Raw genomic sequence first — 13,417 nt, 5'->3', positions numbered from 1 at the left:
AGCTTCGGGGTCATGAACAGCACCTACCCGGACATCACCCGCGACGACGTGGGCGTCGTCCTGATCAACCAGTGGGACGTCGGGACGCGCGAGCGCCAGCTCGCGGGCGCCGAGGCCATCGCCCGGGGCTGGAGCGCCGGGGCGCCGCCGCGCGGCTCGGTCTCGCTGAACCTCTACGTCAGCGACGACGGCACCTCCCTGCTGGCCTACAAACCCTGGACCAGCCACGACGCCTACCGCGCGTTCGCCGAGACCGAGCGGACGCCGCTCACGGGGGAGGTCGCGCCCGGCGTGACCCGCGAGGAGCCCGTCGAGTACCGCCTCTACCGCACCGCCTTCGACGGCGACGGCGGCGACGGCGACGGCTCACCGGGCTCGATCGTGATCGTCCAGTTCGAGACCGCCGACGCCGACGCCGCCCGCACCCTCGTCGACACCCTGATCGAGACCTACGACGGTGTGGACCTGCCCCCGGGCGGCCTCGGCTCGCACTTCCACATCGCCACGGACGGCTCCCGAATGCTCAACTACGCCGAGTTCGTGGACGCGGCGTCCCACGAGAGGCTCATCAGCGGCGAGACCGGCCGGAACGGACGCCTGCCCGAACTGCTCGCCGGCCTCGACGGCATCCGTCCGCTCGGCTTCAAGCGCTACACCCTGCACACCTCCATCACCCGGGGCTAGGACCAGGCGCCGCTCGCCGCGGCACGGGCGGCATAGGTCTCGAAGTCGATCGGGGGACGTCCGAGCACCTTCTCCACCGTGTCGGTGGGTTCGGCGAGGTGGCCCGCTCGGAGGATCGCGAACAGGGCGTCGAGGGAGTCGACGGCCTCGTCCGGGTAACCCTCGGCGCCCAGTTCGGTGCGGTACTCCGCCGGGGTCAGTTCCACATATCGCATGGGACGTCCGGCCGCCTTGGAAATCACCTCCACAGCCTCACCGAAGGTCAGTCCCCGCGGCCCGGAAAGGGCGTAGTTCTGCCCCGCATGGCCGTCCTTGGCAAGGAGTGCCACGGCGACATCGGCCAGATCTTCGAGGTCGACGAATGGCTCCCCCATGTCACCGATCGGCAGTGCGAGGCGCCCGGAACGCAGCGGTTCCCGCCACAGATCCTCGTCGAAGTTCTGATTGAAATTGTTCGCGCCGATGATCGTCCACTCGACACCGGAATCGCGCACGGCCTTTTCGGCCGCGACCATCCCCGCGCCGAAACCGCCGTCGAATTCGCTCACATCACGCCCGGAGAGCACCACGAATCGCTCGACGCCCGCGCCGACGGCCGCCGCGACGAAGTCGCCGATCGGCGCGGGGTCGTCCGGGGCGACGAGGTAGACCCTCAAAGCCCCGTCCAGCGCGTCTTTCCAGGTCGCGGGCTCGGCCCAGTCGAACCGCACCTCCCCGGACCGGGATGCGGCCCGCACCGTCCGCCCCTCGTCCCGCAGCCGCCGCACCACCCGGCGCCCGGTCTTTCCCGTCGCCCCCAGAACCAGGAACTCGTTCGCATTTCTCGTCATGCGACTAAGTCAACCGTCCCCCGGAAGAGACGGACATGTTCGCCCGTCCACGATCGATGGCCGATCGTCCACGGCTCACCACTCGACCGGCAGAGCCTCCGGAGTCGTGATGACGTGGCCCGCTTTCCAGCGGACGTCGCCGGACGGCACGGCCAAACGCAATGTGGGCAGTTCCCGCAGCAACGCCCGGATGGCGATCCGGATCTCCAGGCTCCCAAGAGGAGCGCCAATGCAATAATGCGTGCCAAACCCATACGACATATGCGCGTTGGGATCACGACGGAGGTTCATCTCGGCGGGATCGTCGAACACCCGGGGATCGCGATTGGCGGCATCGTGCGACGGGATGACGATGTCCCCTTCGCTCAACCGGACGCCGCTGGGCAACTCCACGTCCGCCATCACCCGTCGCGGCATGTCGTCCCCGGCCGTGGTCGAGTAGAGCCGCTCCAGCTCGGTGAACGCGCCGTCGACCTCCTCGGGACGCGCCAGGAGGTAATCCCAAGCGGTCTCGAAATCGCCATACGGATGGGTGCGCAGCACATAGACGAAACGGGCGATCGAACTCGCGGCCGTCTCCCACCCGCCCACGACCAGGGCCAGCGCCAGCTTGATCTGGACGTCCGGCGACTCGTCCGCCCCCTCGACGGCGATCCGGGAGAGCAGATCACCAGAAGGTTCGGCGCGCCTCTGCTCGATCTGCTCCCACAGGTAGCCGCCCATCTGCAGAGCGGACGCCGCCGCCTCGTCCCGGGCGAGGTCGGCCGTGCCGAGGAACATGTCGCCCCAGCCGCGGAACTTCGCCCGGTCGTCACCGGGCAGCCCGAGGAGATCGCAGATGGTGTCCAGGGCGAAGGGAATCGCGTAGTCCGCCATCAGGTCGGCGCTCCGGCGTCCCGCCCGCATGGTCGCCAGCCGATCCGCCGCCGTCTTCTCCAGCGTCTCACCGAGCGCGGCGACGGCCGCCCTGGAGAACGCGTCCCGGACGATGCCCCGCACCCGCGCGTGCTCCGCGCCGTCCATCCCGAGCATCGTGCCCGACACATCGACGTCGTCGGCATCCGCGGCGGCCGAACGCGAGAACACGTCCTGACGACGCAGCACCTCGCGCACGTCGGCATACCGGCAGACCAGCCTGGCCTCGATCCGCCGCCCGTTCACCGTCCGCACGATCGGGACCACCCCCGTCCCGGACGCCGCGAACTCGGAGTAGAGGGGATGCTTCTCCGGACCAGGAGGTCGATTGATCCCCTCGGCGTCCATATAGAAGGGATGGGCGATGCGATCGGCGTCGGTGTCGTGCCCAGCAGCAGACATCTCTCTCGTCCCTCCGTGTGCCCGCTTCAAGGCCGGAGACCCTAGCCGCCCGCCTCCCCTACCCACACTGGCGAACGGGCCATATCTCCCGACCCACGGCACATCAGAACAAGTGGCCTGGCAATCCACAACGTCGGGACCCGTAAGGCAATGCGGGCGCCGACGTCCCAGCCCGTCCCGGAAGACGGGTCGAGCGGGTGCCGGTGAACGAACACCGGCACCCGCTCGATTCGGGGTCAGCTGCAGCCGCTGGTGGAGCCGCAGCCTTCGCAGACGTAGCAGCTGCCTGCGGGGCGCATCTTGGTGCCGCAGGTCATGCAGAGCGGCGCGTCGGCGGTGCGGCCCTGGCGGCTTTCGAGGGCCTCGGCCCGCGGTGCGGCGGCGGGCTTGGGGGCCTCGACGGCCGGACGGGTGATCTCGGCCGACTGGGCCAGGTTCTCGAACTCGTCGCCGTGCAGGGTGGCGGGGTCTTCGCCGTTGGCCTGCATGGAGCGCTCCCCGGAGGTGAGGATGCCGAGCTCGGCGCGCGCGTCGTAGGGCAGGTGGTCCAGGGCCAGGCGGCGGAAGATGTAGTCCATCACCGAGGTGGCCATCCGGATGTCCGGGTCGTCGGTCATGCCGGCGGGCTCGAAGCGCATGTTGGTGAACTTCTCGACCCAGGTCTCCAGCGGCACCCCGTACTGGAGGCTGATGGAGATCGCCATGGAGAAGGCGTCCATCACGCCGGCGAGCGTGGAGCCCTGCTTGCCGAGCTTGAGGAAGACCTCGCCGACGCCGTCGTCCGGGTAGGACGAGGCCGTCATGTAGCCCTCGGCGCCCGCGACCGAGAAGCGGGTGACGGTGGCGGGACGCTGCTTGGGCAGGCGCTTGCGGACCGGACGCACCTCGGCGGGCGCCTCTTCGGCCTTGGGCTCGTCGGCCTGCTTGTGGACCGAGAGCGGCTGGCCGACCTTGCAGTTGTCGCGGTAGATCGCCAGGGCCTTCAGGCCGAGCTTCCAGCCCTCGTAGTAGACCTTCTCGATGTCCTCGATGGTGGCCTGCTCGGGCATGTTGACGGTCTTGGAGATCGCGCCGGACAGGAACGGCTGGACGGCCGCCATCATCCGGACGTGGCCCATCGGGCTGATCGCCCGCTCGCCCATCGCGCAGTCGAAGACCTCGTAGTGCTCGGGACGCAGGCCCGGGGCGTCGACGACGTGGCTCTTCTCGGCGATGTACTCGACGATCGCCTCGATCTGCTCCTGCTGGTAGCCGAGCTTCTGCAGCGCGCGCGGGACGGTGTGGTTGACGATCTCCATGGAGCCGCCGCCGACCAGCTTCTTGAACTTCTTCAGCGCCAGGTCGGGCTCGATGCCGGTGGTGTCGCAGTCCATCATCAGGCCGATGGTGCCGGTCGGGGCCAGCAGCGACGCCTGCGCGTTGCGGTAGCCGTTCTTCTCGCCGACCTTGAGGCATTCCTGCCACTGCTTGGTGGCGGCGGTGTGGATGGCCTTGTCGATCGCGTCGAGCGTCCGGACCTCGTCGTTGGCGGCGGCGTGCTTGCGCATGACGCGCTTGTGCGCCTCGGCGTTGCGGGCGTAGCCCTCGTACGGGCCGACGACACCGGCGATCTCGGCCGAGCGGCGGTAGGCGACACCGGTCATCAGCGAGGTGATCACCCCGGCGAGCGCGCGTCCGCCGTCGGAGTCGTAGGCGTGGCCGGTCGCCATGAGCAGCGCGCCCAGGTTGGCGTACCCGATGCCCAGCTGACGGTAGTCGCGGGTCGTCTCGGCGATCTTCTCGGTCGGGAAGTCGGCGAAGGTGATGGAGATGTCCATCGCCGTGATGATCAGCTCGGTGAGCTTCACGAACCGGTCGACGTCGAAGGTCAGGTCGTCCTTCAGGAACTTCAGCAGGTTGATGCTGGCCAGGTTGCAGGAGGAGTTGTCGAGGCTCATGTACTCCGAGCACGGGTTGGACGCGGTGATGCGGCCCGACTCGGGGTTGGTGTGCCAGTCGTTGATCGTGTCGTCGTACTGGATGCCCGGGTCGGCGCACTCCCACGCCGCCTTGGCCATCAACCGGAACAGGTCCTTGGCCTGGACGGTCTCGACGACGTCACCGGTGAGCCGGGCGCGCAGCCCGAACTCGTCGCCGGTCTCGACCGCGCGCATGAACTCGTCGGAGACCCGGACCGAGTTGTTGGCGTTCTGGTACTGGACGCTGGCGATGTCGCGGCCGCCGAGGTCCATGTCGAACCCGGCGTCCCGCAGGGCGCGGATCTTGTTCTCCTCGCGCGACTTGGTCTCGATGAACTCGGCCACGTCGGGGTGGTCGACGTCCAGCACGACCATCTTGGCGGCCCGCCGCGTGGCGCCGCCCGACTTGATCGTCCCGGCGGACGCGTCGGCGCCGCGCATGAACGACACCGGGCCGCTGGCCGTCCCGCCGGAGGTCAGCAGCTCCTTGCTGGAGCGGATCCGCGACAGGTTCAGCCCCGCGCCGGAACCGCCCTTGAAGATGACGCCCTCTTCCTTGTACCACTCCAGGATCGACTCCATCGTGTCGTCGACCGACAGGATGAAGCACGCCGACACCTGCTGCGGGGACTTGGTGCCCACGTTGAACCAGACCGGCGAGTTGAAGCTGAACATCTGGTGGACCAGCGCGTACGTCAGCTCGTGGTCGAAGATCTCGGCGTCGGCCTCGGACGCGAAGTAGCCGTTCTCCAGGCCCGTCTCGACGTACATCTTCACGACGCGGTCGATGAGCTGCTTGAGGCTCCACTCGCGCTGCGGCGTCCCGACGGCGCCCCGGAAGTACTTGGACGTGACGATGTTGACGGCGTTCAGCGACCAGAAGTCGGGGAACTCCACCCCGCGCTGCTCGAAGTTCACCGATCCGTCGCGCCAGTTGGTCATGACGACGTCACGACGTTCCCAGCGCAACTCGTCATACGGATGCACGCCGGGCGTGGTGAAGATCCGCCCGACCTTCAGCCCCTTGCGGCCCCCCTTGCCGCGCCGAGCCGCCGAGCCGCTCACCGTCTCCGTCATGACCTTCCCCCTCTCGGGCCCTCCCGCCGGGCCCTGTTCAGGAACAACCAAATCCAGCGGCCGGCTCATCCCCCGGCCGCAGACGTCTCACCTGTGCTGATGTACTGATGTGTGCTGCTGGAACGGACCCCTCACCGGGGTCGGGCATGCTCCCCCGAGGAGCCGGCCTTCCGCAGTGTCTCGATCTCTCTCGCGAAGTCGTCCAGCGACTCGAAGCTCCGGTAGACCGAAGCGAATCGCAGGTACGCGACCTCGTCGAGCTCGCCGAGGGGCCCCAGGATCGACAGGCCGATCTGGTGCGAGGGGATCTCCGCGGACCCGGTCGCCCTGATCGCCTCTTCGACCCGCTGGCCGAGCTTGGCGAGCGCATCCTCGTCGACCGGGCGGCCCTGACAGGCCCTGCGCACCCCGGCGATGATCTTCTCTCGCGAGAAGGGCTCGGTGACCCCGCTGCGCTTGGCCACCATCAGCAGAACGTTCTCCTGCGTGGTGAACCGCTTTCCGCACTCCGGGCACGACCGCCGGCGCCGGATGGCACCGCCGTCGTCGGTCGACCGGCTGTCGATGACCTTGGTGTCAGGGTTGCGGCAGAACGGACAGTGCACGCGTCCCACCTCCCTGACAGGTTCAAGCCACCCAAAAAACATCCGCCACAAGAACACAACTTGTGGTTAATGACATCCATGTAACTACTAGATGTTGTGGTCAACCGTAAGGGCCTCGAGGGGCCTACGCAACCCGGATCGCCCACGTCCCCCGTAGACCCTGATCACACCGAGCCTCCCGCATTTCCCCCCGGGCGTGTCACACCCCTCCACCCCCGCCACCACCCCCCACCCACACGCCTCGCCCCTCAGCCCCACCCCCACGCCCCGCCCTACACGCCCTCCAGGACCACCCCCACACGCCCGAGCGTCCCCGCCTCGACGGCCCCGCGCCCGATCGCCCACACCTTTCACTCCGCGCCCGTTCACCCCTGCGCCCGTCTGCGCCGCGCCCGTTTCTACTCCGCGCCTGGGACGCGGAGGCCCTTGCTGAATCGCCTCGAATGCGCGCGACCCGGGTGGCGTGTTGCGTGGGAGAGCGATGGCTCGCACCTTGCGGGCGAGGCGCGCGGTTTCGTGAGTGAGTGCGTTGTGCGTGGCATCGCACACCTTGCGGCAGCTCGCCCGCATCGCGAGTCCGTTCCCGTAGGGGTGAACTCCGGTGTGGACGCATGTGCGGCGGAGTCCACGTGTGCGGGTTCGGTGCGTTGGGCTTGATGCCGGACGAGTTATGCGGTGTGGGGAGCCGCGCTCTTGGGAGTGGGCGGCCGCGCTGGCGCCGGATCGCGGTGACGCACTCGGGTAGTGCGTTGGAGCGCTCGCTGCCGGGATCGGGCGCTGCTGGACGGGTTCGGGGAATGGCTTGTGAGGTCACGAGGGGAACGGGTCTTCGGTGCGGTTGCCTTGCAGTGCGCCGATGGCCATCGTGTTTCGCTCATCGTCCAGCCGGGGAGCTTGCTCGCCTCGCGGCTGGGGCGCACTCGGTCGTTGCGGCCTCTGGCTGGATTAGGCGAGGGCTGTGGGCGGCGTGGTTGGCCGGTGGTTCTACTTGGCGGGCAGGCGGAGGTGTTGGCCTGGCTGGACGATGGAGGTGCTGCCCAGGCCGTTGAGGTCGCGGATGCGTTGGACGGTGATGCGAGGGTCGGCCTTCGGGTCGTTACGCTCCGCGATCTCCCAGAGCGTTTCGCGTGGCTCGACGATGGTGGTCGCGAAGCGCCCCTTTTGGCCGGGTTTTTCGCGCTCGGCGTTCTCACCGCCGGCGCTCGCACCCGAGCCGGCGGTGAGCCAGAACAGGATCAGAAGGATCGTGGCAATGAGGCCCGTCAGGACCGCGCGACCCCGCCGTGTAAGGCGGAGCCCCGGCTCCGGCGCCTCTCCCCTAGGGGGTGAATCCGACATCTCGGCCCTCCTCGCGACCGGGCGACGACCGTCGATCTTCGAATGGATATTCGATCGAACGCCTGTACGAAGTTCTACCGCACGGCACCGACAAAAGGCGAGGACTTCTTCGAACAACTGTTTGATCATCTGCCCAAGACGCGATAACGTTCCATGACAAGGAGTGACGGATCCAACGCCGGGAGGCGACGAGCGATGAGCAAGGTCCGGGAGCTGCCAGACGGCCCAATGGACGAGAGCGGTCTCACGCAGCGTCAGCGCATGGTCCTGGAGGTGATCCGAGATTCGGTGCAGCGGCGCGGCTACCCACCGTCGATGCGTGAGATCGGCGAGGCGGTCGGCCTCACCAGCACGTCCAGCGTGTCGCACCAGCTTCGGGCCCTCCAGCGCAAGGGCTACCTGCGCCGCGACCCCAACCGTCCGCGTGCCGTCGAGGTTCGCGTTCCCGGTTCCACTCCGGTGCGCACCGAGGACGAGTCGTTCGACGGCGTCGGCGCTGGTCCGGAGACCGCCAGCCGTCCCGCCCCGGCGTATGTACCGCTGGTCGGGCGCATCGCCGCCGGTGGCCCGATCCTGGCCGAAGAGGCCGTCGAGGACGTCTTCACGCTGCCCAAGCAACTGGTCGGTGAGGGAACGCACTTCCTGCTGAAGGTCTCCGGTGACTCGATGATCGACGCCGCGATCGCCGACGGCGACTGGGTCGTCGTCCGGCAGCAGCCCGTCGCCGAGCAGGGCGACATCGTGGCCGCGATGATCGACGGCGAGGCCACGGTCAAGACCTTCAAGCGGCGCGACGGGCACATCTGGCTGATGCCGCAGAACCCCGCCTACGAGCCCATCCCCGGGGACGAGGCTTCGGTGCTCGGACGCGTGGTGGCCGTGCTTCGCAAGATGTAGCCGTCCGCGCCAAGCGTGCCGAGAGCGGCCCGGGATCGCCCCCGAGGCCGCTTTCAGCATGTCTGGGCCCGGTATCAGCCGTCCGATCGCTGTGGGTAACACGCGGATGTGCCCAGAAACCGCCCACCGTCGCTGCCCCGAAGGGCGGCGCGTAGGTCGTGGTGTCGCGCTCGGTGACGGATGAAGGGTGCCCGCGGCCCCCCGGCATCCGCCCCTGGCCCGGCCGGACGATGCGACGCGCTGGCGATCGGTGCTCGGGACGTCCCGCATCAGCGTCACCTGACACTGCGGGTCGACGGCGCCGAAGACCCCGCGCTCCAATGCACTGCGTGCGTCAACGAGGACGGTGACGATTGCGGGCTGGTCGAGGGCACGGGTGATTGGTCGCGAGGTCGCCAGGCACACGTGGTGACCAGGCTGGGTGTGGTGGCGACGGTGCGGGGGCGTTGGGGGTGGAGGGTCAGTTTCGGGTGGCGATCGTGATGATTTCTGTGCTGGTCGGGGTTACGGGGGTGTTGTCCCAGGCGCCGAGGCGGGTCTCGATTTCGAAGCCTGCTTCGTGGAGGAAGGCGTCCAGGGAATCGGGGGCGAGGAAACGCAGGTGGGCGCGGTCCACGCGGAGGACGGGGCCGTTGGGTTCGGCCGTTGTTTCCGTGAAGGTGACCACGTCGTGCACGACCGACTCGACCTGGTGCCAGATTCGGAGGGCGCGGCCGGACGCGTCGACGGTGTCGGAGATGTTGGCCGGGTTCCATTTCTCCCAGGCGCGGGCCTGCGGGTGGCGGGTCTCGAAGGCGAAGCGGCCGCCGGGACGCAATGCGCCGTGGATCGCGGCGAGGGAGGAGCGGACTTCGTGATCGGTGACCAGGCATTGGAAGGCGTGGCCGGTCATGGTCGCCAGGGCGAAGTCCGCTCCGCTCGGAGCGTCCGCCGCGGTGCCTTCGATCCATTCGACGCCGGTTCGGCGTCGTGCCCTGTCGAGCGAAGGGCGATCGGGGTCCAGGCCGACGAGCCGTCCCTGATGGCCCTGGTCACGGGCGCGGTGGAGCATCGCGCCGGTGCCGCAGCCGACGTCCAGGACGGAATCCGCCGCCATCACCAGATCGAAGTAGAAACGGTTCGCGGCCCGGGTTTCCGGGTTCCAGGGATAGAGCACGTCGTACAGCGCGGCGGCGTCGGCGTCTGAGTACATCGCGCCAGTATCCACGCGCTGAGGTGAGAGCCGAAGCGGTTATCCGGGGCCCGGTCAGGCGGTCCAGTGGGCGGTTATCGCTTCGTCCACCTGGAAGGGGGTTTCGCATTCCGCGCAGTGGGCGGTGCCGAAGACGTAGGTGAACGTGGCGGCGATGTCCGGGAATCCGTCGGTGAGGGCGCGGGTGTGGAGGCGGTGGGCGATACCGCGCAACTCCGAGGGGGCCGCGGGGTGGAGGGCGAGGCGCTTGGCGTTCTTTCGCTTCATGTACATGTCGTCGGTGGTGGAGAAGTATCCGTGCTCCCCGAAGACGACGTAGTTCTCCGACTCGCAATGGGGGCAGGCGAGCTCGTATTCCTCGTCGAGGATGCCTTCGAGGTGTTCGCTCCAGACCTCCACCCCTTCGAATGCGAGAAGGGTCTGGAGCAGGGAGACGTAAGGGCTCGGGGCGCCGGAGACGACGGCGTGCCGCAGCGATTCCTCGGTCAGCTCAATCAGTTCGGTCGTCTCGATGTCGGGGTCGGCGCCGTCCCGGCCGGCGGCTATGGCTCCGCACAGGAACAGTGCGGGAAGGCGGTCGGCGGCGGACCATTCGCTGGCCCTGCGCGTCAGGACGGGCAGCGCGGCGAAGCTGGCCGTGTAGACGGTGCCCTGGTGGCACAGGCGCGACCAGAGGTCGTCCCAGACCGGGGCGTCCTGGTCGGGTACCGCCTGGTCAAGCAGTTCGGGGACGTCTTCCGCACTGCCGTAGGCATGGCTGAGCAGGGACCAGTTCGTCATGCGGCCGATCCAAGCAGAAGGGGGTGTCAGACCGGGTCCAGATCGGCGGTGACGCCGTAGTGGTCGCTGGCGGGCCGTCCTGGTCTTGGGATGGACAAGGTGGTAGTCGGGGACGAGGTCGGCGGCCTGGTCGTACCCGGGAGGTTGAGCATCATTACCCGCATACCGGGGCATCACCCGGCACGCCGGACGGCGAAGCTCGCCCGAACAGAGCTGATATGTCCTCTTGATGTGGCGCGCGGGACGGAGTGTCCGTCCCGCGCGCTACGGTCACGGCTGCGGGACGATGTTCACGATTTTCGGGGCGCGGACGATGATCTTCCGGATTCCGGCGCCGCCCAGCGCCTCGACGATCTTGGGTGACGCCAGGGCCAGGCTCTCCAGGTCGGTCTCGGAGATGTCGGGCGCGACCTCCAGCCGGTCGCGCACCTTCCCGGCGATCTGCACGACGCACGTGACCGACTCGCGCACCAGCAGGGCGGGGTCGGCGGCGGGCAGCCCCGCGGTGGCGACGGGGGCGGTGCGGCCCAGGATCTCCCACGCCTCCTCGGCGGTGTAGGGGGCGAACAGCGACAGCAGGACGGTGATGACCTCGGCGGCCTCGCGGACGGCCGGGTCGGCGGCGCCGGGGCCCGAGTCGATGGCGGCGCGGGTGGCCTTCTGCAGTTCCATCACCCGGGAGATCGCGACGTTGAAGCGCTGCGACTCGATCAGGGTCGTGGCGTCGGCCAGCGTGCGGTGGGTGACGCGGCGCAGGTCGACCGAGCCCCGGGACGGGTCGGTACCGGGGGGCGAGGCGACGTCCTCGACGACGCGGTGGACGCGCGACAGGAACTTGGCCATGCCGTGCGGCGAGACGTCGGCCCAGTCGATGTCGTCCTCGGGCGGACCCGAGAACAGCATCGCCAGCCGGACGACGTCGACGCCGTGCTCGGCGATCTGCTGGCCCAGGTCGACCATGTTGCCCAGCGTCTTGGACATCGCCTTGCCGTCCAGGATGACCTGGCCCTGGTTCAGCATCCGGTCGAAGGGCTCGGTGAAGTCGACCATGCCCATGTCGTGCAGCACCTTGGTGAAGAACCGGCTGTACAGCAGGTGCAGGATGGCGTGCTCGACGCCGCCGGTGTACTGGTCGACGGGCATCCACTTGCGGACGGCCTCGACGTCGAACGGACCGTCGGTGTAGCCGGGCGAGCAGTAGCGGAAGTAGTACCAGGACGAGTCGACGAAGGTGTCCATGGTGTCGCTGTCGCGGCGCGCGGGGCCCGAGCACTTGGGGCACTCGACGTTCACCCACGACTCGGCGGCGGCCAGCGGCGAGGTGCCCTTGGGGGCCAGGTCGGCGCCGCGCAGGCCGTCCGGCAGGCGGACGGGCAGCTGGTCGTCCGGCACCGGGACCTCGCCGCACGCCTCGCAGTGGATGATCGGGATCGGGCAGCCCCAGAACCGCTGCCGCGAGACCAGCCAGTCGCGCAGGCGGAAGTTGACCGCGGCGCGGCCCAGCCCCTTGCCCTCCAGGATCTCGGTGATGCGGGCGATGGCGTCGGCCTTGGCCAGGCCGTCGATGGGGCCGGAGTTGACGACGCGTCCCTCGCCCGCGGTGGCGACGCCGGTCTCGGCCGGGTCGGCCTGGCCGGTCTCGACGACGACGCGGACGGGCAGGCCGAACTTGTGCGCGAAGTCCAGGTCGCGCTGGTCGTGCGCCGGGACGGCCATGATCGCGCCATGGCCGTACTCGGCCAGGACGTAGTCGGACGTCCAGACGGGGATGCGCTCGCCGTTGACCGGGTTGACGGCGTACCGGCCCAGGAAGACGCCGGTCTTCTCGCGCTCGGTCGACAGCCGCTCGATGTCGCTCTCGCGGGCGACCTCGTCGCGGTAGGCCTCGAAGGCGGCGCGCTGCTCGGGGGCGCAGATCTCGTCGGCCAGGGCGGCGTCGGCGGCGACCACCATGAAGGTCGCGCCGTACAGGGTGTCGGGACGGGTGGTGTAGACGGTGACGGGCTCGTCGCGTCCCTCGATCACGAAGGAGACGTCGGCGCCGGTGGAGCGGCCGATCCAGTTGCGCTGCATCAGCAGGACGCGCTCGGGCCACTTGCCCTCCAGCTGCGCCATGTCGTCCAGCAGCCGGTCGGCATACTCGGTGATCTTGAAGTACCACTGGGTCAGGACGCGCTTCTGGACCAGGGCGCCGCAGCGCTCGCAGTGCCCGCCGACGACCTGCTCGTTGGCCAGGACGGTCTGGTCGTTGGGGCACCAATTGACCTGGCCGCCCTTGCGGTAGGCCAGCCCGCGCTCGTAGAAGCGCAGGAACAGCCACTGCGTCCAGCGGTAGTACTCGGGGTCAGAGGTGTGCAGCCGCCGCGACCAGTCGAACGAGGGCGCGAAGCGCCGGAACGAGGCCGCCTGCGTCTCGATGTTGGCGTAGGTCCATTCGGCGGGGTGCGAGTCGCGCTTGATCGCGGCGTTCTCGGCGGGCAGGCCGAAGGAGTCCCACCCGACGGGGTGCAGGACGTTGTAGCCCTTCTGCAGCCAGTAGCGGGCGACGACGTCGCCGATGGAGTACGCCTCGGCGTGACCCATGTGCAGGTCACCGGACGGGTAGGGGAACATGTCGAGCGCGTAGCGGTGCTCGCGGCCGTCCTCGGAGGCGGCCTTGAACGGGTCGAGCTCCGCCCAGCGGGCCTGCCACTTGTCCTGAATCGCCCGCGGGTCGTACTGCTCGTCGCTGCTCACGGT

The 13,417-nt window shown here is 68.9% G+C and carries 10 protein-coding genes; 2 read left to right on the top strand and 8 right to left on the bottom strand.

All coding sequences use genetic code 11. The annotated features are described in order from the left end of the window. Window positions 1–12 precede the first annotated feature (12 nt). Window positions 13–684, top strand: coding sequence for a hypothetical protein (locus ACQPY4_RS12365; RefSeq protein WP_433335633.1), 672 nt, complete (start codon window positions 13–15; stop codon window positions 682–684). Here ACQPY4_RS12365 and ACQPY4_RS12360 read toward each other — a convergent pair. From ACQPY4_RS12360 to ACQPY4_RS12340, 5 genes are all read right to left on the bottom strand, one after another. Beyond that, window positions 681–1,514: an NAD(P)H-binding protein gene (locus tag ACQPY4_RS12360; protein ID WP_433335631.1), complete on the bottom strand. Its 834-nt coding sequence runs from the start codon at window positions 1,512–1,514 to the stop codon at window positions 681–683. The genes ACQPY4_RS12365 and ACQPY4_RS12360 overlap by 4 nt on opposite strands. Window positions 1,515–1,589: 75 nt before the next feature. Continuing rightward, the gene (locus ACQPY4_RS12355) at window positions 1,590–2,831 is read right to left on the bottom strand and encodes a cytochrome P450 (RefSeq protein ID WP_433335629.1); all 1,242 of its coding nucleotides are present in this window, start codon (window positions 2,829–2,831) and stop codon (window positions 1,590–1,592) included. A 236-nt stretch (window positions 2,832–3,067) separates the two neighbouring features. Further along, a complete protein-coding gene (locus ACQPY4_RS12350) occupies window positions 3,068–5,866 on the bottom strand; it encodes a vitamin B12-dependent ribonucleotide reductase (RefSeq protein ID WP_433335627.1) in 2,799 nt (932 codons plus the stop codon). A gap of 131 nt (window positions 5,867–5,997) precedes the next feature. Beyond that, on the bottom strand, window positions 5,998–6,471 hold the full coding sequence (gene nrdR / locus ACQPY4_RS12345) for a transcriptional regulator NrdR (protein ID WP_433335625.1): 474 nt from the start codon (window positions 6,469–6,471) through the stop codon (window positions 5,998–6,000). A gap of 984 nt (window positions 6,472–7,455) precedes the next feature. Continuing rightward, a complete protein-coding gene (locus tag ACQPY4_RS12340) occupies window positions 7,456–7,938 on the bottom strand; it encodes a LysM peptidoglycan-binding domain-containing protein (RefSeq protein WP_433335623.1) in 483 nt (160 codons plus the stop codon). A gap of 66 nt (window positions 7,939–8,004) precedes the next feature. Here ACQPY4_RS12340 and lexA point away from each other — a divergent pair, with 66 nt between their 5' ends. Then, window positions 8,005–8,706 carry a transcriptional repressor LexA gene (lexA, locus tag ACQPY4_RS12335; protein ID WP_433335621.1) on the top strand — a complete coding sequence of 234 codons (702 nt, stop codon included), beginning with the start codon at window positions 8,005–8,007 and terminating at the stop codon, window positions 8,704–8,706. Window positions 8,707–9,166: 460 nt separating this feature from the next. Here the strand turns inward: lexA and ACQPY4_RS12330 are convergent, their stop codons facing one another. From ACQPY4_RS12330 to leuS, 3 genes are all read right to left on the bottom strand, one after another. After that, entirely contained in the window at window positions 9,167–9,898 is a 732-nt protein-coding gene (locus ACQPY4_RS12330; RefSeq protein WP_433335619.1) for a class I SAM-dependent methyltransferase, read from the bottom strand. Window positions 9,899–9,952: 54 nt separating this feature from the next. Beyond that, window positions 9,953–10,678 carry a hypothetical protein gene (locus ACQPY4_RS12325; RefSeq protein ID WP_433335617.1) on the bottom strand — a complete coding sequence of 242 codons (726 nt, stop codon included), beginning with the start codon at window positions 10,676–10,678 and terminating at the stop codon, window positions 9,953–9,955. A 270-nt stretch (window positions 10,679–10,948) separates the two neighbouring features. Continuing rightward, complete coding sequence (leuS, locus tag ACQPY4_RS12320; protein ID WP_433335615.1) at window positions 10,949–13,414, bottom strand: leucine--tRNA ligase; 2,466 nt, start codon at window positions 13,412–13,414, stop codon at window positions 10,949–10,951. Between the last annotated feature and the right edge of the window lie 3 nt (window positions 13,415–13,417).

The organism is Spirillospora sp. CA-294931 (assembly GCF_050946795.1).
Classification (GTDB): domain Bacteria; phylum Actinomycetota; class Actinomycetes; order Streptosporangiales; family Streptosporangiaceae; genus Spirillospora.
Note: the sequence above shows the minus strand (reverse complement) of the source record. Positions and strands in the feature narration are given on the sequence as shown.

Coding starts and splice junctions, on each gene's coding strand:
- ACQPY4_RS12365 (WP_433335633.1), top strand. CDS start 13: ATGAACAGCACCTACCCGGACATCACCCGCGACGACGTGGGCGTCGTC.
- ACQPY4_RS12360 (WP_433335631.1), bottom strand. CDS start 1,514: ATGACGAGAAATGCGAACGAGTTCCTGGTTCTGGGGGCGACGGGAAAG.
- ACQPY4_RS12355 (WP_433335629.1), bottom strand. CDS start 2,831: ATGTCTGCTGCTGGGCACGACACCGACGCCGATCGCATCGCCCATCCC.
- ACQPY4_RS12350 (WP_433335627.1), bottom strand. CDS start 5,866: ATGACGGAGACGGTGAGCGGCTCGGCGGCTCGGCGCGGCAAGGGGGGC.
- ACQPY4_RS12340 (WP_433335623.1), bottom strand. CDS start 7,938: ATGATCAAACAGTTGTTCGAAGAAGTCCTCGCCTTTTGTCGGTGCCGT.
- lexA (WP_433335621.1), top strand. CDS start 8,005: ATGAGCAAGGTCCGGGAGCTGCCAGACGGCCCAATGGACGAGAGCGGT.
- ACQPY4_RS12330 (WP_433335619.1), bottom strand. CDS start 9,898: ATGTACTCAGACGCCGACGCCGCCGCGCTGTACGACGTGCTCTATCCC.
- ACQPY4_RS12325 (WP_433335617.1), bottom strand. CDS start 10,678: ATGACGAACTGGTCCCTGCTCAGCCATGCCTACGGCAGTGCGGAAGAC.